Source organism: Pantoea folii (genome assembly GCF_056678875.1).
Genome location: NZ_JBWXON010000006.1, coordinates 174,975 through 196,609, shown reverse-complemented (window position 1 = coordinate 196,609; position 21,635 = coordinate 174,975). Strand labels below are relative to the sequence as shown.

The following is a 21,635-nucleotide window of genomic DNA, read 5'->3' as shown; positions in this document are numbered from 1 at the left end:
CCTGTCAGGGAACAAGATGAATACCACTAAAATGCTCAAAGGCGCGGCGCTGCTCACCGCGCTGGTACTGGCCGGATGTAGTACCAAAAAAGAACCGCAGGCCCCCGCGCGGCAACCTGCCGACGTCAAATCTCAGATTCAAAAGTTACTGCCGAGCGATGTCAGCCAAAAAAGCGCCTGGGCAGACGACATCTACACCGCGTTTCGCGTCCAGCAGATCGATCCCAGCGCCAGTAACGTCTGTGCGGTGATCGCGGTCACCGATCAGGAGTCCAATTTCAGTGCCGATGCGCCTGTGCCCGGTTTACCCAAAATCGCCTGGGGTGAAATTGACCGCCGCGCCGCCAAAGTGCACGTTCCCGCGTTCTTAGTGCGCACCGCCTTACTGATTAAATCGCCCACCGGGGAAAGCTACGCCGCGCGACTGGATAAGGTGCGCAGTGAGAAAGAGCTGAGCGCAATTTTCGATGATTTCATCGATATGGTGCCGATGGGGCAGAAGCTGTTTGGCAATCTCAATCCGATTCACACCGGCGGCCCGATGCAGGTCAGCATTGAATTTGCCGAAGCGCATGCCAAAGGTTATCCGTATTCGATTGATGGCTCGATTCGCCGTGAAGTCTTCACGCGTCGTGGCGGCATCTATTTCGGTACGCTGCATTTGCTCGGCTATCCGGCGGATTACAGCCAGATGCTGTACCGTTTTGCCGATTTCAATGCCGGATGGTACGCCAGTCGTAACGCCGCTTTCCAGGCAGCAGTGGCGCGTGCCAGCGGCATCAAACTGGCGCTGGATGGTGACTTAATTATGTACGGCAGCGAGCAAGCCGGTTCCACTGAATTAGCGGTGCGCACGTTGAGCAAGCAGCTGGATATGAGCAATCGGGAGATCCGTCGCGATCTGGAGAAGGGCGATACGGAAAGCTTCAGCAACAGCACGCTCTGGAAGCAGACGTTTATTCTGGCTGATAAAATGGCCGGTAAACGCCTGCCGCGCGAGATGCTGCCGGGCATTAAACTGGAGAGCCCGAAAATCACCCGCAATCTGACCACCGCCTGGTTTGCCCAGCGCGTAAATGGCCGATATCAGCAGTGCTTGACGCGCCGTTGACGCAATGCGGTGTAGACTCCACACTTAGAGCGTTTGTCTAACTTAAAGAGGTGCATCATGGACCGATATCCACGTAATGATTCAATCGTGCAGCAGGCGTCAACCGGGCTGCAGACTTATATGGCACAGGTTTATGGCTGGATGACCTGTGGTTTGCTGCTGACCGCTTTTGTTTCCTGGTTTGCGGCGCGCACACCTGCGGTGATGGAGCTGGTGTTTGCTAATCGCATCACTTTCTTCGGGCTGATCATTGTGCAGCTGGCGGTGGTCTTTGTGCTGTCGGGCATGGTACATCGTCTGAGCAGTACCCTGGCCACCGGGCTGTTTATGCTCTATTCGGCGCTGACGGGCCTGACGCTGGCGAGTATTTTCCTCGTCTACACCTATTCATCTATCGCCAGCACCTTCTTCGTGACGGCGGGCATGTTCGGTGCCATGAGCTTCTACGGTTACACCACCAAGCGCGATCTCAGCCGCTTTGGCAGCCTGCTGTTTATGGCGCTGATTGGTATTGTGCTGGCGTCACTGGTGAACTTCTGGCTGAAAAGCCCGGCGCTGATGTGGGCGATCACCTACATCGGCGTAGTGGTGTTTGTCGGTCTGACCGCTTATGACACCCAGAAACTGAAATCGATTGGTGAAACCATCAACGTTAATGACAAAGAGAATCTGCGTCGCTACTCGATCATGGGTGCGCTGACGCTGTATCTCGATTTCATCAACCTGTTCCTGATGCTGCTGCGTATTTTCGGCAACCGCCGTTAACTCTGCAGCACCGCTTCTGGCTGGTATCAATGCGCCCCCTGCAACATCCGAACAGGATGCTTGTAGGGGGCGCAATTCATGACAGGCAACATGCATCAATGTAAATCTGCACAGAATTTTGTTGGGGCGCCATTGAGGGCGCCCACCGCGCGTGAGTGATTTCTCCCCGGTTATCCCGCGTCCGATTTGGCCATCTTCTGTTCATTCTTCTGCCGCAGATGTTTTGCGCGACTCTCCAGCATCAGATACAACACCAGCGCCAGCAGCAGCGGCAAAATAAAGTACAGCACGCGATAGGCCAGCAGGGCGGCAATGATGGTGCCGTGCGAAACATGCTCGCCAGCCAGCAGCGCCAGAAATACCGCTTCAAGCACCCCGATGCCCGCCGGAATATGAATGATCACTCCAGCAATACTGCTGATCAGTAACACCCCCAGTACCTGCGGATAATCCACCTGACGCGCCAGCAGCAGCCAGATAATGGTGCCCATCACCAGCCAGTTCGCGCTGGAGACGGCAAACTGAATCAGCGCCATGCGCAGCGAGGGCAGCTGTAAATGTTGCCCCTTTATCGTCCAGCGACGTTTTTTCGCAAAGGCACAAGCCCACAAATAAATCGCGACCAGTACTAACAGCACGGCACCAATAATGCGCAAAGTGTTTTCGCCAATAAACCAACGCGGCGGGATCGGTACCATGCCGGCGACAAACACCACGCCCGCCAGCAGTAGATAGCCGAGCCAGTTGGTGGCGATGCTCATGGAAAAGATGCGTGTAATGGTGCCACCGGGCAGGCCGAGGCGGGAATAGAGGCGATAACGCATCGCCACGCCGCCGACCCAGGTGCTGAGCGTCAGGTTAAAGGCGTAGCAGATAAACGACACCAGCATCACCTGACGCTTCGCCAGCTTGTGTCCACAGTAGGCGCGACCGATTAAGTCATACACGCCATAGGTGAGATAGCTGACCACCACCAGCGCCGCTGCGCCCAGCACCACATAGCGGTTGTAGCCGACGATCACCTGATACACGTCCTGCCAGTTCACTTTGCGCGCGTAGATCACCAGCAGTACGATCACCGCAATAAAGAACAGCCAGGTGAGGATTTTCTTGGTCCATTGCCAGCGAGAATGTTTTTTGCTCATCAGGGTTTCGCTCCTTCGTTGCCGGTTTCGACCCGATCCTGGGTTTCCATTTCTGGTTGCACCGGGGGATCAACCTGCGCCAGTAAAGGCGTATGCGCGGGCAACCAACCGGCAATGGCCGGGAAGTGACGCAGGAAATGGAACACAATCACACTTTTGGTGAGATGCCACCAGGTACGCGGCGGCAATTTGTCATCCTGCACGCGCACACAATCGTGCTGAAGCAGGGTTTCCAGATTGTCACGCAGCGTCTGATTGAAAGTGCGATCGTGCACGATGAGATTGGCTTCCAGATTGAGCGATAAACTCAGTGGGTCGAGATTGCTGGAGCCTACGGTGGCCCAGTGCTGATCCTGCACCGCAATTTTGCCGTGCAGCGGGCGGCGGCAATACTCATAGACTTCAACCCCGGCATCCACCAGATAGTTGTAGAGCATTTCGGCGCCCACTTTGACAATCGGCATATCCGGTTCACCCTGCACGATCAGCCGTACACGCACGCCACGCTGTGCGGCACTGCGCATTTCACGTAACAGGCGATAGCCAGGGAAGAAATAGGCATTAGCGATGATGACGTCCTGTTTGGCCTTGCGCAGCATATCGAGATAGTGCTGCTCAATGTCGTCGCGATGGTCGTCATTGTCGCGATAAACAAACAAAACCTGTGCCTCACCGGGCATCGCATTAACCGCCAGCCGCTGTGAACGTCCTCCCCACCAGCGTCGCGTGGTCTGCTTGCTACCGATGGCCTGCTGTACATAGCGAGCAATATCCAGCACCACCGGCCCCGTCACCTCGACCGCATAATCCTGCTTTGCCTCCGGGCCGTAATCGGTATTGTGCTCTGCAGAGAAGTTGATGCCGCCCACAAAGGCGAGGGCATCATCGACCACCACGATTTTACGATGCAGACGACGGAACACGTTGGTGCGCATGCCCAGCACCAGCGGACGCGGATCATAATAGAGAAAACGGACGCCGGCTTCAGTCAGCGTGTTCACAAAGGCGTCGGAGAGATCGTGTGAACCGTAGCCATCCACCATCACCTCGACTTTGACGCCACGCTGCGCCGCCGCCAGCAGATCGCCATGCAGCGCGTTGCCAACGTCATCCTCAAACAGAATAAACGTCTCCAGCAGCAGCGAACGCTCGGCACGCTGAATGGCTGCTGAAACGCAGGGGAAGAACTGCTCGCCGTTCTCCAGCAACCGCAACTGGTTGCCCTCACGCCAGCTGAAATTCATAGGAAAATCTCCACGGCCAGGGGAGCGTGATCGGAAAGGTGAGACCAGGGTTTGACCGGCAGCGCCCAGGGCTGGCTCACGGTGGCGTTACGGATATAGATACGATCCAGTCGCAGCAGCGGAAAACGTGCCGGGAAGGTGCGTGCCGGGCGACCATTTTTCATGCTAAACACTTCCTGCAACCCTGCGCTGCGCTTGAGGAAGCGGTTGGCGTGCACTTGCCAGTCGTTGAAATCTCCGGCCACCACCAGCGGCGCATCGTGCGGCAGGGCATTGATGCGATCGCTCATCATCTTCATCTGTGCCTGACGATGCTGCGCTTTGAGCCCTAAATGCACACAGATGACATGCAGCGGATCGGGGCGATCCGGCAGGCGAATCTGACAGTGCAACATGCCGCGCTTTTCGCTTCCCGCCACAGAAATATCGAGATTTTCATATTCAATAATGGGGAAACGTGACAATATCGCGTTCCCGTGATGTCCCTCGGGATAAACTGCGTTACGGCCATAGGCAAAATCATGCCACATGGTATCTGCCAGATACTCGTAATGAGAATTTTCCGGCCAGTTCTCAATGTGCAGCGAATGGATAGCGTGGGTGCCCATCACCTCTTGCAGGAAGACAATATCCGCCGACGTGGCGCGGACTGCGTCACGCAATTCCGGCAGGATAAAGCGACGGTTAAAGCTGGTGAACCCCTTGTGGGTATTGATCGTCAGGACTTTAAATGAAAATCCTTGCGTGTTTTGTGGCATACTTCGACGCGCTCCTTTTCATCATCAACAGCACAAAGTGTAGTCTTTGTCACAAATGGATGGTGAAGGGCGCAGAAAATTAGGGCGTTATCCGAAATTTGCTTTACATTGAGGAAATCCGTCTGGCCGCAGCCAGATACACTTGGGCGACCTGTTGGGTCTGCCAGGAGAAGAGAATGAAATGGTCTAATCGTGTTCAGATCGTTACCGGTCAAACCTGTTTGCATATTGCGATGCACCTGCTGGTGATCGCCGCGCTGGTTTGGGGCTGGAAACACAAGGCGCTGGTTGAAGTGAGCAGTACCCTGGTAGCAGCTTATGCAGTGGTGTTTATCGCCATGCTGGCTCTGCAGCGTAGTGCCCGTTTGCGTCGCATGGGTGACGCGCTGGAAGAAGTCACAACAACGTACTACTTCGGCGCGGCGATGCTGACGCTGTTCCTGATCTCCCGCTTCATCCACAACAACCTGCTGATCGGTTGCCTGGGCGTGGTGATGCTGGTGGGTCCGGCGCTGGTATCACTGCTGGCGAAAGAACCCGCGCATCGCGTGGAGAAAAAGCGCAGCTAAGCGAAAGCTCAGTCGCGAACCGAAAGGAGCCGCATGCGGCTCCTTTTTTGTTATGCGCAGCGCAATAACGGTCACAGAGAGCAACGGCGCGACTCGTGCCACAGCGGGAAGACTACCAACATCATGTTACAGCGCCGTGACTATTGTCAGTCGCGGTGGCAGCGGAAACCTGCTAAACTCCCGCCCTTACGCATGGTAGTTTGTGCCCTTTTCACACGTGAGCCCACCAGGCTTGCGTCATATACCCCCTGAAAACTACATCGCTGACGGCGAACAGGGCGGTTCGGAGTAATACACCTGCATGTCATTTGACTCTCTCGGCTTAAGTGCCGATATTTTGCGTGCGGTAGCGGAACAAGGCTACCAGGAACCGACGCCGATTCAGCGTCAGGCTATTCCCGTGGTGCTGGCGGGTCGTGACCTGCTGGCGAGCGCCCAAACCGGTACCGGTAAAACCGCCGGTTTCACGCTGCCACTGTTGCAGCGTCTTTCTGCCAATCCGAGCACGGCGCGTGGTCGCCGTCCGGTGCGTGCACTCATCCTCACCCCAACCCGTGAACTGGCGGCGCAGGTGGGCGAGAACGTTCGTGAATACAGTCAGTATCTTAATATCCGCTCACTGGTGGTCTTCGGTGGCGTGAGCATCAACCCGCAGATGATGAAACTGCGCGGGGGTGTGGATGTGCTGGTGGCGACGCCAGGCCGTCTGCTGGATCTGGCGCATCAAAATGCGGTCGATCTGTCACAGGTTGAGATTCTGGTGCTGGATGAAGCGGATCGCATGCTCGATATGGGCTTCATCCATGACATCCGCCGTGTACTGGCGCGTCTGCCAGCGAAACGGCAGAATCTGTTGTTCTCTGCCACTTTCTCGGATGAGATCAAAACCCTGGCGGAAAAACTGCTGACCAACCCGGAGCAGGTGGAAGTGGCGCGTCGTAACACCGCCTCTGAGCAAGTTTCACAGCAGGTACACTTCGTTGATAAGAAGCGTAAGCGGGAACTGCTGTCGCTGATGATTGGTCGCGATAACTGGCAGCAAGTGCTGGTGTTCACCCGTACTAAACACGGCGCCAACCATCTGGCTGAACAGTTGAACAAAGATGGCATCACCGCAGCGGCAATCCACGGCAACAAAAGCCAGGGCGCGCGTACCCGTGCGTTAGCTGACTTCAAATCCGGTGGCATTCGTGTGCTGGTGGCAACGGATATCGCCGCGCGTGGTCTGGATATCGAAGAATTACCACACGTGGTGAACTACGAGCTGCCAAACGTGGCGGAAGATTACGTCCACCGTATTGGTCGTACTGGTCGTGCTGCGGCAACCGGCGCTGCGCTGTCACTGGTGTGTGTCGATGAACACAAACTGCTGCGTGATATCGAACGCCTGCTGAAGCGTGAGATTCCGCGCATTGAGCTGGAAGGTTTCGAAGTGGACCCTAGCATCAAAGCGGAACCGATCCAGAATGGTCGCCAGCAGCAGGGTCGCGGTCAGGGTGGCCAGGGGCGTGGGCAGGGCGGTAACGTCTCTCGTCCGCACAGCGGCAACGGTCAGCGTCCACAGGGTGGCAATGGCGCACGTCCACAGGGCGAAGCGCGTCCTGCACGTCGTCAGGGCAGCAGTGCCGCTCAAAACGCGCCAGCCGCCAACAGCGGTCGTCGTCGTCCGGCAGCGAAAAAGAGCGGGAACATCTAACGCGATGAGGGTATTACTGGCGCCGATGGAGGGCGTGCTGGATTCTCTGGTACGCGAACTGCTCTCCGGGGTAAATGATTATGATCTGTGCGTTACTGAGTTTTTACGCGTGGTCGATCAGCTGCTGCCAGTAAAATCCTTCTACCGTTTGTGTCCCGAGCTGCACAACAGCAGCCGAACGGCTTCCGGTACGCGCGTGCGTATGCAGCTACTCGGGCAATATCCTGAGTGGCTGGCAGAAAACGCCGCGCGTGCAGTAGAACTCGGCTCCTGGGGCGTCGATCTCAACTGCGGCTGTCCATCAAAACTGGTGAACGGCAGCGGCGGCGGCGCCACTTTACTCAAAGATCCTGAGCTGATTTATCGCGGCGCGAAAGCAATGCGTGAAGCCGTGCCCGATCACCTTCCCGTCACGGTGAAAGTGCGTCTGGGATGGGATTCGGGTGAGCGCCGCTTTGAAATTGCCGACGCGGTGCAGCAGGCCGGTGCCAGCGAACTGGTGGTGCACGGTCGCACCAAAGAAGATGGCTACCGCGCTGAGAGCATCAACTGGCAGGCGATTGGTGAAATTCGCCAGCGTCTGTCGATTCCGGTGATCGCCAACGGTGAGATCTGGAGCTGGCAGGATGCGCAAGACTGTCTGCGCATCACCGGTTGCGATGCGGTAATGCTGGGGCGCGGTGCGCTCAACATCCCGAACCTCGGCCGTGTGGTGAAATACAACGAAGCGCCGATGCCGTGGCCGGATGTGGTCGAACTGCTGCTGAAGTACACGCAGCTGGAGAAGCAGGGCGATACCGGCATGTATCACGTCGCCCGCATCAAACAGTGGCTCGGTTATCTGCGTAAAGCCTATAACGAAGCCGATGGGCTGTTCAGTGAGATCCGCACTCTGCGCGTATCTGCTGAGATTGCCACGGCAATTGAACGCCACGCCCTTCAGTTAACCGCACCGGTTTAACCCTTCCTCATTTAAACGCCGTTGTGTAGTGCATCTGCTTGCTGGCTGAATAGAAGTGAGCAAGTTGCTCGCTGAATTTTCCCGGATCGTGCTGCTCAGCAATTCGCTTCAGTGATTGCGCAGAATATTGCGTGATCACGCCCGGATTACTCAAAATATCAATGATATGCCCCTTAAGCTGTTGCACAATTTGTCGGCGTATCTGCAGTTTGCTCTCCTGAGAATCCACCACTAACTCATATTCGTCATTGACCGGCTGCTGAATCAGCCACCCTGTACCGGGTGGATTGATCTCCGGCAAGGCGCGAATGTTGGTGGTGATCACCGGACAGCCACTGGCTTGCATCTCCAGCACCGAGAAGCCGTAAGTATCCTGCCAGCTGGGCAGCAATCCCACGTGCGAATGCTGCAGCAAGGTCAGCACCTGATTGTTGGGCAGGGTGGTGAAATGCTGAATGTGCGGCGAGATTTTGATGAGGTGTTCAATGCGCGCGTAGAACGCCTCATCATCCTGAAAATGTCGGTGGGCGATATTATGCCGTTGCGTGATGTCACCGATTAGCGTCACCTGAATCTGACCGCGAGTGAACACATCCTCTTCAGTTAATTGGGAGATAGCCAGCACCACTTCCGCGCCGCCTTTGCGATAGAACTCATTGCCGATAAAGATGAAACGAATTTCTCCCGGCGAGATCAGACGCGGTTTGACGCACAGCAGCGGCTGCGGCGGATGCAGGACGTGGAGCTTGTGTCTGACGGCGGCTTTGATAGCGGGAAACGCGTCGAGCAGCTTCAACTGGATGTCGAGCGTCGCTTGAGAAATGGCAATTAACGTCAGGCATTCCGATCTGGCGATTAATTGCAGTTGCGACTTGAGTTGAGGATTGTCGAACTTCGCCACTCCAGGCACCGGCAGTACGCGCGGGATTTCGGTTTCAAAAGTGGCGATCCAGTTCCTTTTGGTGCCGGCCACTTCGTTGAAGAGGTGAATGACATCCGCATCATGTGGCAGCAAGCCGGGAAGCGGGAGAAAAATAAATTGTTTATTTTTATGTAAGATTCTTGCTCTGACGGCATTTAAATAGAAGTAGATATTCTTTTTGCGACAATCAATATACTTATTATGTGGGTTGGTGATGATATTTCTTTTTTCAGGATATCCGCTTCCACTGGTGATTATCTTCATAATCTCTCCTGGTCGGTAGGGAACAGAATGAACAGAGGTTAGAGATGGGGTTAATCAGGTGCGAGGGTTCCACGTCATCATCTAGATTACGCACCGAAAGTAACGATCAAAGTTTGATTGAATAATCTGTAACCTAAAGGCAATCAGGGGCGGGATCTATGTCTTAATGTGAATGATTGCGCGCGCCTCTCTCTGCACTCATTCGACCTGAAGAGATTAACAGTTGGTTTTGCTGCTCTTTTAATGGAATGTTTTTGGTTAATTGTTTTCCGATTATTGTTTTTTTTCAGATTTGTCAGAACAATGCGTAAATGAAATTGAATTAAGTTTGATTATTAATGGAAAGTGAAATTACCGGGACGATATTTCAATAAAAGCGATAATAGAAATATACAGAATTAAGCCATGACACAGTTCCAGGTAAAGTCAGGTTCAAGCTCAACGCTAATTGCGCTATAGTAGCGTTTCACATTCATTTGTAATGCCATCACTTATGTCTGACGCCGCTGTACTGAGTCATGCTCAGTTAAATAAACGCATCATTTCCGTTATTGTCTTCACCTTCTTCTGCTATCTCTCAGTAGGGCTGCCGCTCGCGGTGCTGCCGGGATTTGTGCATAACCAGCTGGGTTTCAGCTCGTTCATCGCCGGGCTGATCATCAGCCTGCAGTACTTCGCCACGCTGCTCAGTCGTCCGCATTCGGGCCGCCTGGCCGATCGCTATGGCCCGAAACGCGTGGTGATGATGGGATTGGTGTGCTGCGGCATGAGCGGCGTGCTCTCTCTTCTCGCCGCGTTATTTACCGCAACACCCATGCTGAGTCTGGCGCTTTTAGCGCTGGGTAGGCTGTTTTTGGGCGTGGGAGAAAGCTTTAGCAGCACGGGTTCGACACTGTGGGGGATGAACCTTGTCGGACCGCTGCAGACGGCGCGTGTGATCTCCTGGAATGGCGTTGCCACCTACTTTGCGATGGCGATAGGCGCACCGCTCGGGGTGCTGCTCAATCAAATGTTCGGCCTCAGTGGGTTTGCCGGACTCGTGGCGTTGATGGGCGTGATCGGTTTCTGCATGGCGAGTCGTAAGGCGGCGGTCAGCGTCACAGCGGGCGTGCGTATTCCTTTTCATCGCGTGGTCAGCCGGGTCTGGCTGTTCGGGCTGGCACTGGGCTTCGGCACCATCGGCTTTGGCGTCATCTCGACGTTTATCACGCTCTATTTTGCCAGCCGCGACTGGAGCGGCGCCGCCTTTGCCCTGACTTTGTTCAGCCTGGGCTTTGTGCTGGTGCGACTCGCCGGCGGCCGCTATATCACCCGTTTTGGCGGGTTGAAAGTGTCGCTGGTGTCGTTTGTGCTGGAGTGTGCCGGTCTGCTGTTAATCTGGCAGGCCGACAGCAGCTGGCTGGTGGATATCGGCGCGTTCCTGACCGGCGGTGGTTTCTCGCTGGTGTTCCCGGCGCTGGGTGTGGAAGCCGTTAAACGCGTGCAGCAACAGGATCAGGGATCGGCGTTGGGGACGTATTCGGCGTTTCTCGATTTAGGGCTGGGATTGACGGGGCCGGTGGCGGGGTTGCTGATTGGTCATTGGGGGATGCAGTCGGTGTATCTGGCGGCGGCCCTGATGGTGCTAGGCGCATTTGCCATTACATTGCGTTTGCAACAGCAGCACGGCCGCCAGGCAGCCGTGCAAACTGTTCATTAAAATTTCTCAGGTACCACCATGTTTTCTGGCACTGGCGCGCGGCGATAATCTTCATGACGTTCGCGCGTCGGTAACATAATGGTTTTGCTCTCGCTCTCTTCGTAGGGCACCTGTTGCAGCAGATGGCTGATGCAGTTCAGGCGCGCACGTTTCTTATCCACACCTTGCACTACCCACCATGGCGCTTCAGGAATATGGGTGCGCTCCAGCATCTCTTCTTTGGCTTCGGTGTAATCTTCCCAGCGACGACGACTTTCGAGGTCCATCGGGCTCAATTTCCACTGTTTCAGCGGATCGTGGATGCGGCTCAGGAAGCGCAGCTCCTGCTCTTCATCGGTAATCGAGAACCAGTATTTGATGATCTGAATGCCGCTGCGGGTCAGCATTTTTTCGAATTCCGGCACGCTGCGGTAAAACTCTTCCACTTCGGCTTCGTTACAGAAGCCCATCACGCGCTCAACACCTGCGCGGTTGTACCAGCTGCGGTCAAACATCACAATTTCACCTGCTGCAGGCAAGTGAGCGATGTAGCGCTGGAAATACCACTGTGTTTTCTCACGATCGTTCGGTGCGGGCAGGGCGGCGACGCGACAGGTGCGCGGGTTTAAACGCTGGGTGATACGCTTGATCACCCCGCCTTTCCCGGCGGCATCACGGCCTTCAAACAAAATCACCACGCGATGTCCGGTACGCATCACCCAATCCTGTAACTTCACCAGCTCGCCCTGCAGATGCAGCAGCTCACGGAAGTAGCGGCGGCGAAAGGCCTTATCGCCTTCCTGCTGTGGCTCACCATTATCATTGAAGCGTAGATCGTCCAGCTCCATTTCCAGCTCTTCGTCGTAGCTGTCGTAAAACTCCTGCAGCAGACGCGTATTAAAGGTCTCGCTGTGGAAGCTATTGTCGTGTGTCGCCATGACTTTTCCCCGTTACAGATGAATAAACAGAGCGTAAAGCAGCCCTGAAAGTAAGACCGAGACCGGCAGCGTCAGTACCCACGCCAGCGCGAGGTTACGAATCGTTGAGAGCTGCAGACCAGATTTGTTGGCGGCCATTGAACCCGCTACGCCTGATGACAGCACGTGCGTAGTGGAAACCGGCAAGCCGAAGACATCCGCTGCGCCGATGGTCGCCATCGCCACCAGCTCCGCACTGGCACCCTGTGCGTAGGTCAGATGGGTTTTGCCGATGCGCTCACCGACGGTGACCACAATGCGACGCCAGCCCACCATGGTGCCAAGGCCAAGGGCAATCGCGACCACCACTTTCACCCACATCGGGATGAAGCGCGTGGCGGCATCCAGCTCTTTCTTCACCGCAGTGAGATTGCTGGCAATCTCTTCCGGCAGCGCGACTTTGGCCGATTGCAGATGTTTGATAGTTTCGGAGGCAAGATACATATCGTTACGGGTGTTGGTCACCGCCTGCGCCGGGATATTCTCCACCGCACCATAACGACGGATCTGGTCGCCGATATCGCCCAGCATCATGCCAAGGGCAGGGAGTACCTGAGGGCGGTTCTGGCTGGTGCGCACAAACTCGGTCAGTACTTCACGCGGTGCGGGCACTGCAGCCGGTGCCGGTTGCAGCGTTAGCAGCTGCTGTTCAGTGACCTGAGTTAACGCGGCCACGCGCGGGATTTGATCCGGCGGCAGCGAACGGTTCAGGGCGTAGGCAATCGGCATGGTGCCGACCAGAATCAGCATGATGAGGCCCATGCCTTTCTGACCGTCGTTTGAGCCGTGAGCGAAAGAGACGCCGGTACAGGTCAGGATCAGCAGGCCGCGAATCCATGCCGGTGGAGGCTGATTGCCCTTTGGTGCTTCATACAGCTGGCGGTTGCGGATAAAGGCCTTCATCGCCAGCAGCAGGAGCGCCGCACAGATAAAGCCGACAATCGGCGACAGCAGCAGGGCGTAACCCACTTTGATCGCCTGATCCCAATCCACACCGCTGGTACCACTACGACCGTGCAGCAGGGCATTCGCCACGCCCACGCCGATGATCGAACCGATCAGCGTATGCGAAGAGGAGGCTGGCAGGCCGAAATACCAGGTGCCAAGGTTCCAGATGATGGCCGAGAACAGCAGCGCATACACCATGGCGAAGCCGTTGCCGCTGCCTGCCTGCAGAATCAGCTCCACTGGCAGCAGCGAGATAATGCCAAACGCCACCACGCCGCTGGAGAGCAACACGCCGAGGAAGTTGCAGAAGCCAGACCACACCACGGCCACACCCGGCGACAGCGAATGGGTATAAATCACGGTGGCGACCGCATTGGCGGTATCGTGGAAGCCGTTAACAAACTCAAAGCCGAGCGCAATCACTAAAGCCACGCCCAGCAGCAGGAACGGCGTATAGCTGGTGACAGGCGCGCCGGTCTCCTCCACGTCATTAAACAGGTTGATGGCGGTGAACAGCAGGCCGCCGCACAGCAGGATCAGGAAGATGATGCGTGAGATTTTTCCGTTGCCCTGGTTAAGATTCGGGCGTCCGTTTTGGGACGATGATGTTGATGTAGATGCAGGTAAACTGTTTTCAGCCATAACACACCCCGGTGTGGATTGACGATGCTCGATTGGCATCCGTTACCCGCAGTGTGATACGTGGTTTGTATGACAGAATGATGATCGCGATCACGCTCTGTCATCTTGCTGTAACACGGCTGTCGCAGTCTGTGGATCTGACCGCTTCGGGATCCTCACGCTGCCATGCTCCAGCCTGTCTTGCCGCTTGCCTCATTGCCGGACTTCAATAATGAAGTGGCCGGTCTTATTCATGGCTATCTGTTCACGCCGGAAGCACCGCCACAGCGGCTCAACGCGCGTGAAGCTTCGCAGCTCGCGCAGCAAGATTTGCCGGAATCCTATTTTCTTTGGCTACACATCAACCTGAATCATGCCCGTGCCGAGCGCTGGGTTCAGGACCACTTTAATGTAGACGATGATTTTTTCGATGAGATCCATTCTGCTTCACCGCGCACACGTTTGGCCCATCAAAACGATGCGCTGCTGGCGGTGCTCAATGATGTGACGTTCAGCAAAGAAGAGCGCAGCACACAGAACGCGACGTTGTGGATTTGGTGCTGTGCGCACACCATTGTCACCGCGCGTTATCGCCCGGTGGGAATGATTGAACGCATGCATCAGCAAATTGATCGTCTCCCGTTCGCCGAGCCGGATGCGATGCTGTTGTGGTTGCTGGGTGAGCAGGAAGCGCAATTGGAGCAAGTGGTGCGTCGCTCCAGTCAGGCGGTGGATGCCATTGAAGAGCGTTTGCTCAGTGCAGCGATTAAAACCAACCGCAGTGAGTTGGGCCATTTACGCCGTATGCTACTGCGTGTGCAGCGTTTGCTGGCACCGGAACCCGCCGCGCTATTTCGTTTGTTAAATCGGCCACCAAAGTGGCTTAAGCGCGAACCGCTCAGTGAATTGCGCATCTTTACGGAAGAGTTCAGCGTGGCATTGAATGACCTGGCGGGACTGATGGAACGCATTCGCTTGTTGCAGGAAGAGATTGCCGCGAGTTTGATGGAGCAGAGTAACCGCACGCTGTTTTTACTGACGGTGATCACCGTGCTGGCGCTGCCGATTAACATCATTGCCGGCTTTTTCGGTATGAACGTGGGCGGGATTCCGCTGGCAAATAATCCGCACGGCTTCTTACTGTTGGTGATTGTGGTGCTGGTGTTTACCCTGGTGGCGGGCTGGCTGGCGCTGAGACGGCGGCGGGAATGATGCCCAGGCATCCAGGCGCGCATCAAGGGACTACCGGGCACACAGGTAATAGATCAGAACGACCACATAAGTCACCATTTTGTGGTCAGTCGATTCGGGTAATACGTTTTTGTGCTCATAAAAAAACCAGCCGCAATGGGCTGGCTTTTTACTGGATGGCGAGTCAGCGATTACAGGCTGTTGCCGGTCGCTGGTGCAGGCTGAGCAGCCGGAGCCACATCACTCTGCGGTGCAACGCCGCTGGCACCTTGCGGAGTCATCGGCTCTTCTTTCGGCGTGGCGTCAGAAGATTCCTGTACCGGCACCGGCGCAGGCATCACTTCACCCTGCGGGCCATTGATCTTAACTGGCATACCGTTACGCGCCTGGATAGCGTTGTTCACTGCATCCTGGTTAGTGCTGCCATCGGCAATCACTTTGGTCACAGCAGCGGTCAGTGTAATCGGCACCACTTCACGTGAGTTGAACTGCTCTTCGGTAGTAGAGAGTGGGTTGTGCACTTCTACATAGCGAGAACCATCTGGCTCAACGGTGGCTTTCACCGGCTGATCGATAAACTGTACGCGAGTACCAACCGGCACGTTGTCGAACAGCCATTTGATGTCGTCAGCACGCAGACGCACACAGCCGTGGCTCACGCGTAAACCGATACCGAAGTTGGCGTTAGTACCGTGAACTGCGTACAGGCGGCCGATATACAGCGCATACAGGCCCATCGGGTTATCCGGACCTGCCGGGAATACCGCTGGAATGCTTTCGCCACGTGATGCGTATTCTGCGTGCATCGCTTTGGTCGGCGTCCAGGTTGGACCGGCTTTTTTACGCTGAACCGTCGTAGTCCAGTTCACTGGCGTGTCTTTGCCCAGTTCGCCGATACCGATTGGCAGCACAACCACGGTCTTGGTGCCTTTCGGATAATAGTAAAGACGCATTTCCGCGCTGTTGATCACGATGCCTTCACGCGGGGCGTCAGGCAGGATCAACTGCTGAGGGATCACCATTTTGGTGCCCGCTTTTGGCAGATAAACATCAACGCCCGGATTGGCTTCCAGCATGTTGCTGAGGCCCATCTGGTACTGAGCAGCGAAGGCTTCCAGCGGAAGTCGGCTGTCATCAGGCACGGTGATTTCAAGGTTTTCGCCGATCAAACGGCTGTTAGCCGCTGGCAGCGGATACACTACTGCGAATGCCGACTGGCTGAACGCCGCCAGTACTAAAGCAAGTGAAGCGAACGCGCGAATGCTCTTTTTCATGTTTTTCAAGTCGTTATAGCCGTGTTTCAGGCTTGTCAGTGTGTCGAATCCATCTTGGTCTCAATGACCCGGTGCGCATTATATGTGCATAGGCGCAGTGATGGGAATCAGGATTTTCAAAGGCTGATGATACTTTACTTAATTAGTGGGCATTTCCCGACCCATCTCGTTGCCGTACCGCCCAAAATGTGAATTTTCTTAAGGCTGCCACAGCGTCACTTCATTACTCAATTTACGATTGAGGAAAAAAGCGGCACTGATTAACGCCAGATGCGACAGCGCCTGCGGCATATTCCCCAGCGCTTCGCCATGCGTAGTAAATTCCTCGGCGTACAATCCCAGGGGATTGGCATAGCTCAGCAGCTTTTCAAACTCAAAATGCGCCTCATGCACGCGCCCGGCCCGCGCCAGACACTCCACATACCAGAAGGAACAGGCGGCAAAGGAACCTTCACCCCCGGTTAAGGCATCGGCAGGCGTTTCGCTAATGTTATAGCGGCGCACTAAACCGTCGCTCACCAGGTGGGTTTTAATCGCGTCAAGGGTGGCGATCCAGTCAGGATCGGTGGAGCTGACAAAGCGCACCAGCGGCATCAACAGCATGGATGCGTCCAGGAACTTGCCGCCGCGTGTGGCAGTGAAATGGCCCAGTTCCGGGTTCCAGAAGTTTTGCCAGATGTCGTCGCGAATTTCACTGCGCACACGATCCCAGCGCTCATAGGGCATCGGCAATGAACGCTTCAGACCGAGACGCAGGGCGCGATCCAACGCCACCCAGCACATCAGGCGCGAATGCAGAAAGTGCTCCGGCTCACCGCGCATCTCCCAGATACCGGCATCGGGCTGGTTCCAGTTGCCGCAGACATAATCAATCATGTCGGACACATGCCGCCAGCCACGTTGTGAAATGGCTTCACCGTATTTATTGGCAAGGTAAATGGCATCCATCAGTTCGCCGTAAATATCCAGCTGGGTCTGCCGCCACGCATCATTGCCGATGCGCACCGGGCGCGAGTTGGCATAGCCGGAAAGATTGAGCAACTCGGTTTCATGCAGTTCGGTGCCGCTGTCCAGGCGATACATCACCTGCAGGTGCGGCGTGTCGTCATGGCTGTGCTCGACGCAACGCCCCACCCAGTGGGTGAAGTCTCGCGCTTCTTCCACATAGCCCAGCCGCATCAGCGCATACATGCTGAAGGAGGCATCCCGAATCCACGAGGCGCGATAATCCCAATTGCGCTCGCCGCCTAACTCTTCCGGCAAACCAAAGGTTGCTGCAGCCGCAATCGAACCGTGCTGTTTCGAGGTAAGTAGTTTGAGTGCCAGTGCGGATCGCGTCACCATTTCCTGCCAGCGTCCGCGATACGTACTGTGGCTGCTCCAGCGCCGCCAGTAGGCCAGTGTGTCGCTGAAGCACTGTTCAGTGGCAATCTCCGCCACGAAGGGATCGTCATCGCTGCCAAATACAAACTCAGCAGATTCCCCGGCTTTGAGGGTAAATTCGGCAACTGCACTGTGGTTTTCACGGGTCATCACCACCGTAGCACTCAGCCGTAACGCGGGCTGGCCTTCAGCAAGAAAGGCCACGCCACCGGGGCGCAGTTCGGTATGGGTTTCAGCACGGGCATAATCATGGCGCGGGGCGCACAGCAAATTGAAGGTGGCCGAGCCGCGCACCATTTTGACCCGACGTACCAGTCGCGGCACTTTATTGGGCTGGTCGCAGATCGGCATGTAATCGGTGATCTCCGCCACGCCCGCATCGCCCAACCAGCGCGTCTGTAAAATATTGGTGTCCGGCAGATAGAGCTGCTGCTGGCGCGCATTTTTCCAGTCGGGTGCCAGTGAGAACAGACCGGCATCATCGCCATCCAGCAACGCAGCAAACACGGATGGGCTGTCTAACTCGGGCCAGCAGAGATAATCAATGGTGCCCTCATTGGCGATCAATGCACAGGTCCGTAAATCCCCAATCACGCCGTGATCATCAATTCTGCGTTTAATTTTGCTCATCCTGCCTCCTTGACTGCATCTGATTGTTAACTATAGACGAAAGGGTTTTTTCGGCTGATCCGAGGCACAGATCGATAACTTCTATACTGTGAGGACACCCATCACGCAGGAGAATGTTATGGCACTGGGCAAACAGAAAGTGGCCGTGGTTACCGCATCCGATTCCGGCATTGGCCGCAGCTGTGCCGTCATGCTGGCCGAAGCGGGCTACACGTTAGGGATCACCTGGCGCTCAGATGAGGCGGGGGCGCAGGAAACAGCGCGACTGGTCGAAAGCAAAGGGCAAACCGCACAGGTGCGGCAGCTGGATCTCTCCGACCCGCAAGAAGGGGGCAAGCAACTGGCGCAGCTCATCAATTCACTGGGTCGCATTGACGTATTGGTCAACAATGCGGGCGTGATGATGAAAGCCGATTTTCTCGACGTCACCTTTGAAGATTGGCGGAAAACGTTCAGCGTCGATGTGGATGGTTCATTTATCTGCGGACAGATCGCCGCCCGCCATATGGTCGATCAGGGCGATGGCGGGCGCATCATTAACATCACTTCAGTGCATGAACACACTCCATTGCCGGATGCCACCGCTTACACCGCGGCGAAACATGCGCTCGGCGGTCTGACCAAATCGATGGCGCTGAGTTTGTTGCCCCATCACATTCTGGTGAATGCGGTTGCACCGGGCGCGATTGCTACTGCGATGAACCATCTGACTGACGATCAGGCGCGCAGCACACGTATGCCGGAAATTCCGATTGGACGGCCCGGCGATACGCGTGAAGTGGCAAGTTTAGTCGCGTGGTTGTGTTCGGAATGGGCGACCTATACCACCGGACAATCGTTTATTGTTGACGGTGGCTTTATGTTGGCCAACCCACAGTTTAAAGGTTGTCACCACTAATCCGCCCGGCGGCGGTTCCAGCGGCGAATCACGTAACGCAGCGCGATGCCGAACACAATCGCCGCCACCAGCCACAGCAAATGTTTAAGATGCTGGTCGAGTTTATGCAGCCACGGAGTAATGATCTCCCCGGCGAAGTAACCCAGGGTGACAAAGATCAGCGACCAGAGCGCGGCGCCTATCACGTTGAGCACAAAGAAGCGCAGCGGTTTTAACCGGCTGGTACCGATAATGATCGGGCCAATAATGCGGAAGCCGTACATAAAGCGCACGCCAATCACAAACAGACTCGGGCGCTTCTGAATCAGGCGATTGGCTTTACGAATGGTATCTTCATGTTTACGGAAACGGCGTAGAATGCGCGTACCGTAGCGACGGCCCAGCCAGAACAGCAGCTGATCGCCGATAATTCCTCCCACCATCGCGGCCAGCACCACGCCGGTGAAGTGCAGCAGGCCTTCATGCGCCGCCACGCCGCCCAGCAGGGTAAAAGTTTCCCCTTCCGCGATACAGCCAATCAGCAACGCCAGATAGCCGTACTGCGTAATTAATCCATTGATATCGAGATGCAAATTTTCCTCCCTGTCGCGAGTGATTCAGGTAACAGTTTATACGCCAGAGGCTTTTTTTGTGCCGCTGTCCGCAAAAACAGCCGCGCCGATTATACTTGAAGGGAAGCTGCCTGAGTGAGACAGCCTGATCGCTGAAGTGGCAGCCCGTCGCATCAGAGGAGTGATTTTATGAATCATGTCTGGGGTCTTCTGGCGCATCCTAACCAGGAAATGCGCGATATCAAGCAAGAAAACGAGAGCGTTTCGCACCACTACACCCACCATGTTTTGATGATGGCAGCGATCCCGGTGATCTGTGCCTTTATCGGTACCACACAACTGGGCTGGAATCTGGGCGAAGGGCAGTTCGTGCAACTCAACCTGCTGACCGGCATCGGTCTCGGCATTCTTTTCTATCTGATTATCTTAGGCGGCGTGGCGGTGATGGGCCGCGTCATTCATTGGATGGCGCGCGATTATCCGCAGCGTCCCAGCGTTCAGCGCTGTACCGTGTTTGCTGGCTATGTCGCTACCCCGTTGTTTATTAGTGGGCTGGTGGCTCTTTATCCGCTGGTGTGGCTGTGTGTGTTGGTCGGCGCGGTGGCGTTACTCTATACCGGCTATCTGCTGTACATCGGCATTCCGGTGTTCCTCAATATTGATCGTGAAGAGAGCATGCGCTTCTCAGGATCGACACTGGCGATTGGTGTGCTGGTGTTTGAAGTGCTGCTGGCACTGACCGTGGTGTTGTGGGGTTACGGACCACGATTGTTCTAACCTGCAACGACACCGTGAACGGGGGGCCATTAGGTCTCCCGTTTTTTTAACGCTCAGAAACAATCTACCTAAGAAATTTCGCAGATAAGCGCGTATTATGCTGCTGCCAGCCCGCATCCCGTCTGGTTTGATGCGCGCGGCCTGTGTCTTAAACACGGCGCAAAACTCCCTACCGGATTTTTTTGACACGATGTCTGTAAAAATGCGTATTTCCTTGCTGTCGCTGGCGCTGTTTGTCGCCGCACCGGCAGCTGTCACTCCGGCACTGGCCGCGCCTGCTGCGCTGTCTAATCTGGCGCCGATTGCCCAACCGCAAATCGCCTCCGGCAGTGCCATGATTGTCGATCTTGAAACCAATAAAGTGCTGTTCTCCAGCCATCCGGATCGTGTGCGGCCTATCGCGTCACTCACCAAGCTGATGACTGCAATGGTGGTGCTGGATGCGAAACTGCCGATGGACGAGATGCTGTCGGTGGATATCAGCCACACGCCAGAGATGCGCGGTGTGTTCTCGCGCGTCAAATTGAACAGTGAAATCAGCCGCCGCAATATGCTGCTGCTGGCGCTGATGTCATCGGAAAACCGTGCTGCCGCCAGCCTGGCGCATCACTATCCAGGTGGCTATGACGCCTTTATCCGCGCGATGAATGCCAAAGCGCGTGCGCTGGGCATGACGCATACCCACTATGTTGAACCGACAGGTTTGTCGATTCACAACGTCTCCAATGCGGAAGACTTGATCAAGCTGGCAAAAGCCACGCGTCAATATCCGTTGATTGGTGAACTGAGCACCACCAAAGAGGATACGGCGGTGTTCAAGCATCCGAACTATGCGCTGCCGTTCCGTAACACCAATCACCTGGTGTACAAAAACGACTGGCGTATCGCATTGACTAAAACCGGTTATACCGATGAAGCCGGCCACTGCCTGGTGATGCGCACGGTGATCAATAACCGTCCGGTGGCGCTGGTGGTACTGGATGCGTTTGGCAAGTACACCCACTTTGCCGATGCCAACCGTCTGCGCGACTGGCTGGAAACCGGCAAAGCGGCACCGGTTCCGGCAGCGGCGCTGGCCTACAAGAAGCAGAAATCGTCGCAAACGGCCAGCAACGAATAATCACGACGTCTGTTTCCCTTCACAGATGCACAATGGATTGTGCGTCTGTGAGTGCTTCCGATTGGCGGGATAAGTCCTTCCGAATGACCAAAAAAATCCCTAATCGTCAGCACCAATGTTTTCGCGCTTCATTCCTATAGTTTCCGCTTCGG

General features: G+C 55.6%; 19 protein-coding genes. 10 read left to right on the top strand and 9 right to left on the bottom strand.

The genetic code is table 11. The features are described from left to right. Window positions 1–16: 16 nt before the first annotated feature. Together AC1MDE_RS09850 and AC1MDE_RS09845 are read left to right on the top strand one after the other, a co-directional pair. A complete protein-coding gene (locus AC1MDE_RS09850; RefSeq protein WP_058961606.1) occupies window positions 17–1,111 on the top strand; it encodes a DUF1615 domain-containing protein in 1,095 nt (364 codons plus the stop codon). A gap of 57 nt (window positions 1,112–1,168) precedes the next feature. Further along, entirely contained in the window at window positions 1,169–1,876 is a 708-nt protein-coding gene (locus AC1MDE_RS09845) for a Bax inhibitor-1/YccA family protein (protein ID WP_034821101.1), read from the top strand. A gap of 170 nt (window positions 1,877–2,046) precedes the next feature. Here the strand turns inward: AC1MDE_RS09845 and AC1MDE_RS09840 are convergent, their stop codons facing one another. Genes AC1MDE_RS09840 through AC1MDE_RS09830 form a run of 3 tightly spaced genes read right to left on the bottom strand, consistent with a single transcriptional unit; the run spans window position 2,047 to window position 5,023 of the window. Next, a complete protein-coding gene (locus tag AC1MDE_RS09840) occupies window positions 2,047–3,021 on the bottom strand; it encodes a lysylphosphatidylglycerol synthase domain-containing protein (protein WP_058961604.1) in 975 nt (324 codons plus the stop codon). Then, a complete protein-coding gene (clsB, locus tag AC1MDE_RS09835; protein WP_058961603.1) occupies window positions 3,021–4,265 on the bottom strand; it encodes a cardiolipin synthase ClsB in 1,245 nt (414 codons plus the stop codon). Before clsB ends, AC1MDE_RS09840 begins: the two co-directional genes overlap by 1 nt. After that, window positions 4,262–5,023, bottom strand: a complete 762-nt coding sequence (locus tag AC1MDE_RS09830; protein WP_058961602.1) for an endonuclease/exonuclease/phosphatase family protein — start codon at window positions 5,021–5,023, stop codon at window positions 4,262–4,264. The genes clsB and AC1MDE_RS09830 overlap by 4 nt, the downstream gene beginning before the upstream one ends. A 176-nt stretch (window positions 5,024–5,199) precedes the next feature. On the opposite strand from AC1MDE_RS09830, the gene AC1MDE_RS09825 reads away from it, so the two are divergent. The 3 genes from AC1MDE_RS09825 (at window position 5,200) to dusC (ending at window position 8,249) form a co-directional block, all read left to right on the top strand. After that, window positions 5,200–5,592, top strand: a complete 393-nt coding sequence (locus AC1MDE_RS09825) for a YbhQ family protein (RefSeq protein ID WP_034821088.1) — start codon at window positions 5,200–5,202, stop codon at window positions 5,590–5,592. Between the two features lie 301 nt (window positions 5,593–5,893). Beyond that, on the top strand, window positions 5,894–7,288 hold the full coding sequence (gene rhlE / locus AC1MDE_RS09820; RefSeq protein ID WP_479414689.1) for an ATP-dependent RNA helicase RhlE: 1,395 nt from the start codon (window positions 5,894–5,896) through the stop codon (window positions 7,286–7,288). A 4-nt stretch (window positions 7,289–7,292) separates the two neighbouring features. After that, window positions 7,293–8,249, top strand: a complete 957-nt coding sequence (dusC, locus tag AC1MDE_RS09815) for a tRNA dihydrouridine(16) synthase DusC (RefSeq protein ID WP_058961601.1) — start codon at window positions 7,293–7,295, stop codon at window positions 8,247–8,249. A gap of 7 nt (window positions 8,250–8,256) precedes the next feature. Here dusC and AC1MDE_RS09810 read toward each other — a convergent pair whose 3' ends face one another. Beyond that, window positions 8,257–9,264, bottom strand: coding sequence for a glycosyltransferase family 4 protein (locus AC1MDE_RS09810; protein WP_480344520.1), 1,008 nt, complete (start codon window positions 9,262–9,264; stop codon window positions 8,257–8,259). Between the two features lie 664 nt (window positions 9,265–9,928). Between AC1MDE_RS09810 and AC1MDE_RS09805 the strand changes: the two genes are divergently transcribed. After that, window positions 9,929–11,134 carry an MFS transporter gene (locus tag AC1MDE_RS09805; RefSeq protein WP_480344519.1) on the top strand — a complete coding sequence of 402 codons (1,206 nt, stop codon included), beginning with the start codon at window positions 9,929–9,931 and terminating at the stop codon, window positions 11,132–11,134. Here AC1MDE_RS09805 and ppk2 read toward each other — a convergent pair. Further along, the gene (gene ppk2 / locus AC1MDE_RS09800; protein WP_480344518.1) at window positions 11,131–12,051 is read right to left on the bottom strand and encodes a polyphosphate kinase 2; all 921 of its coding nucleotides are present in this window, start codon (window positions 12,049–12,051) and stop codon (window positions 11,131–11,133) included. The genes AC1MDE_RS09805 and ppk2 overlap by 4 nt on opposite strands. 12 nt (window positions 12,052–12,063) lie before the next feature. Continuing rightward, window positions 12,064–13,680 (bottom strand): inorganic phosphate transporter, encoded by a 1,617-nt coding sequence (locus AC1MDE_RS09795; protein WP_480344517.1) that lies wholly within the window; start codon window positions 13,678–13,680, stop codon window positions 12,064–12,066. A gap of 165 nt (window positions 13,681–13,845) precedes the next feature. Between AC1MDE_RS09795 and AC1MDE_RS09790 the strand changes: the two genes are divergently transcribed. Then, on the top strand, window positions 13,846–14,871 hold the full coding sequence (locus AC1MDE_RS09790; RefSeq protein WP_058961598.1) for a transporter: 1,026 nt from the start codon (window positions 13,846–13,848) through the stop codon (window positions 14,869–14,871). A 170-nt stretch (window positions 14,872–15,041) separates the two neighbouring features. On the opposite strand, the gene AC1MDE_RS09785 is transcribed toward AC1MDE_RS09790, so the two are convergent. Together AC1MDE_RS09785 and AC1MDE_RS09780 are read right to left on the bottom strand one after the other, a co-directional pair. Next, window positions 15,042–16,124: a L,D-transpeptidase family protein gene (locus tag AC1MDE_RS09785; protein WP_058961597.1), complete on the bottom strand. Its 1,083-nt coding sequence runs from the start codon at window positions 16,122–16,124 to the stop codon at window positions 15,042–15,044. A gap of 198 nt (window positions 16,125–16,322) precedes the next feature. Next, the gene (locus AC1MDE_RS09780; protein ID WP_058961596.1) at window positions 16,323–18,137 is read right to left on the bottom strand and encodes a glycoside hydrolase family 15 protein; all 1,815 of its coding nucleotides are present in this window, start codon (window positions 18,135–18,137) and stop codon (window positions 16,323–16,325) included. A 118-nt stretch (window positions 18,138–18,255) separates the two neighbouring features. On the opposite strand from AC1MDE_RS09780, the gene AC1MDE_RS09775 reads away from it, so the two are divergent. Then, window positions 18,256–19,035: an SDR family oxidoreductase gene (locus AC1MDE_RS09775; protein ID WP_058961595.1), complete on the top strand. Its 780-nt coding sequence runs from the start codon at window positions 18,256–18,258 to the stop codon at window positions 19,033–19,035. On the opposite strand, the gene AC1MDE_RS09770 is transcribed toward AC1MDE_RS09775, so the two are convergent. Then, window positions 19,032–19,607, bottom strand: a complete 576-nt coding sequence (locus AC1MDE_RS09770) for a DedA family protein (protein WP_034821056.1) — start codon at window positions 19,605–19,607, stop codon at window positions 19,032–19,034. The two genes, AC1MDE_RS09775 and AC1MDE_RS09770, sit on opposite strands and share 4 nt — an antisense overlap. A gap of 168 nt (window positions 19,608–19,775) precedes the next feature. Here AC1MDE_RS09770 and AC1MDE_RS09765 point away from each other — a divergent pair, with 168 nt between their 5' ends. Further along, window positions 19,776–20,363 (top strand): Yip1 family protein, encoded by a 588-nt coding sequence (locus AC1MDE_RS09765; protein ID WP_058961593.1) that lies wholly within the window; start codon window positions 19,776–19,778, stop codon window positions 20,361–20,363. A gap of 190 nt (window positions 20,364–20,553) precedes the next feature. Next, window positions 20,554–21,483 carry a D-alanyl-D-alanine endopeptidase gene (gene pbpG / locus AC1MDE_RS09760; protein WP_034821245.1) on the top strand — a complete coding sequence of 310 codons (930 nt, stop codon included), beginning with the start codon at window positions 20,554–20,556 and terminating at the stop codon, window positions 21,481–21,483. Window positions 21,484–21,635 lie beyond the last annotated feature (152 nt).

What these genes read in the sequence shown, in the direction of transcription:
- AC1MDE_RS09850 (WP_058961606.1), top strand. Translation starts at nt 17, where the DNA reads ATGAATACCACTAAAATGCTCAAAGGCGCGGCGCTGCTCACCGCGCTG.
- AC1MDE_RS09845 (WP_034821101.1), top strand. Translation starts at nt 1,169, where the DNA reads ATGGACCGATATCCACGTAATGATTCAATCGTGCAGCAGGCGTCAACC.
- AC1MDE_RS09840 (WP_058961604.1), bottom strand. Translation starts at nt 3,021, where the DNA reads ATGAGCAAAAAACATTCTCGCTGGCAATGGACCAAGAAAATCCTCACC.
- clsB (WP_058961603.1), bottom strand. Translation starts at nt 4,265, where the DNA reads ATGAATTTCAGCTGGCGTGAGGGCAACCAGTTGCGGTTGCTGGAGAAC.
- AC1MDE_RS09830 (WP_058961602.1), bottom strand. Translation starts at nt 5,023, where the DNA reads ATGCCACAAAACACGCAAGGATTTTCATTTAAAGTCCTGACGATCAAT.
- AC1MDE_RS09825 (WP_034821088.1), top strand. Translation starts at nt 5,200, where the DNA reads ATGAAATGGTCTAATCGTGTTCAGATCGTTACCGGTCAAACCTGTTTG.
- rhlE (WP_479414689.1), top strand. Translation starts at nt 5,894, where the DNA reads ATGTCATTTGACTCTCTCGGCTTAAGTGCCGATATTTTGCGTGCGGTA.
- dusC (WP_058961601.1), top strand. Translation starts at nt 7,293, where the DNA reads ATGAGGGTATTACTGGCGCCGATGGAGGGCGTGCTGGATTCTCTGGTA.
- AC1MDE_RS09805 (WP_480344519.1), top strand. Translation starts at nt 9,929, where the DNA reads ATGTCTGACGCCGCTGTACTGAGTCATGCTCAGTTAAATAAACGCATC.
- ppk2 (WP_480344518.1), bottom strand. Translation starts at nt 12,051, where the DNA reads ATGGCGACACACGACAATAGCTTCCACAGCGAGACCTTTAATACGCGT.
- AC1MDE_RS09795 (WP_480344517.1), bottom strand. Translation starts at nt 13,680, where the DNA reads ATGGCTGAAAACAGTTTACCTGCATCTACATCAACATCATCGTCCCAA.
- AC1MDE_RS09790 (WP_058961598.1), top strand. Translation starts at nt 13,846, where the DNA reads ATGCTCCAGCCTGTCTTGCCGCTTGCCTCATTGCCGGACTTCAATAAT.
- AC1MDE_RS09785 (WP_058961597.1), bottom strand. Translation starts at nt 16,124, where the DNA reads ATGAAAAAGAGCATTCGCGCGTTCGCTTCACTTGCTTTAGTACTGGCG.
- AC1MDE_RS09780 (WP_058961596.1), bottom strand. Translation starts at nt 18,137, where the DNA reads ATGAGCAAAATTAAACGCAGAATTGATGATCACGGCGTGATTGGGGAT.
- AC1MDE_RS09775 (WP_058961595.1), top strand. Translation starts at nt 18,256, where the DNA reads ATGGCACTGGGCAAACAGAAAGTGGCCGTGGTTACCGCATCCGATTCC.
- AC1MDE_RS09765 (WP_058961593.1), top strand. Translation starts at nt 19,776, where the DNA reads ATGAATCATGTCTGGGGTCTTCTGGCGCATCCTAACCAGGAAATGCGC.
- pbpG (WP_034821245.1), top strand. Translation starts at nt 20,554, where the DNA reads ATGTCTGTAAAAATGCGTATTTCCTTGCTGTCGCTGGCGCTGTTTGTC.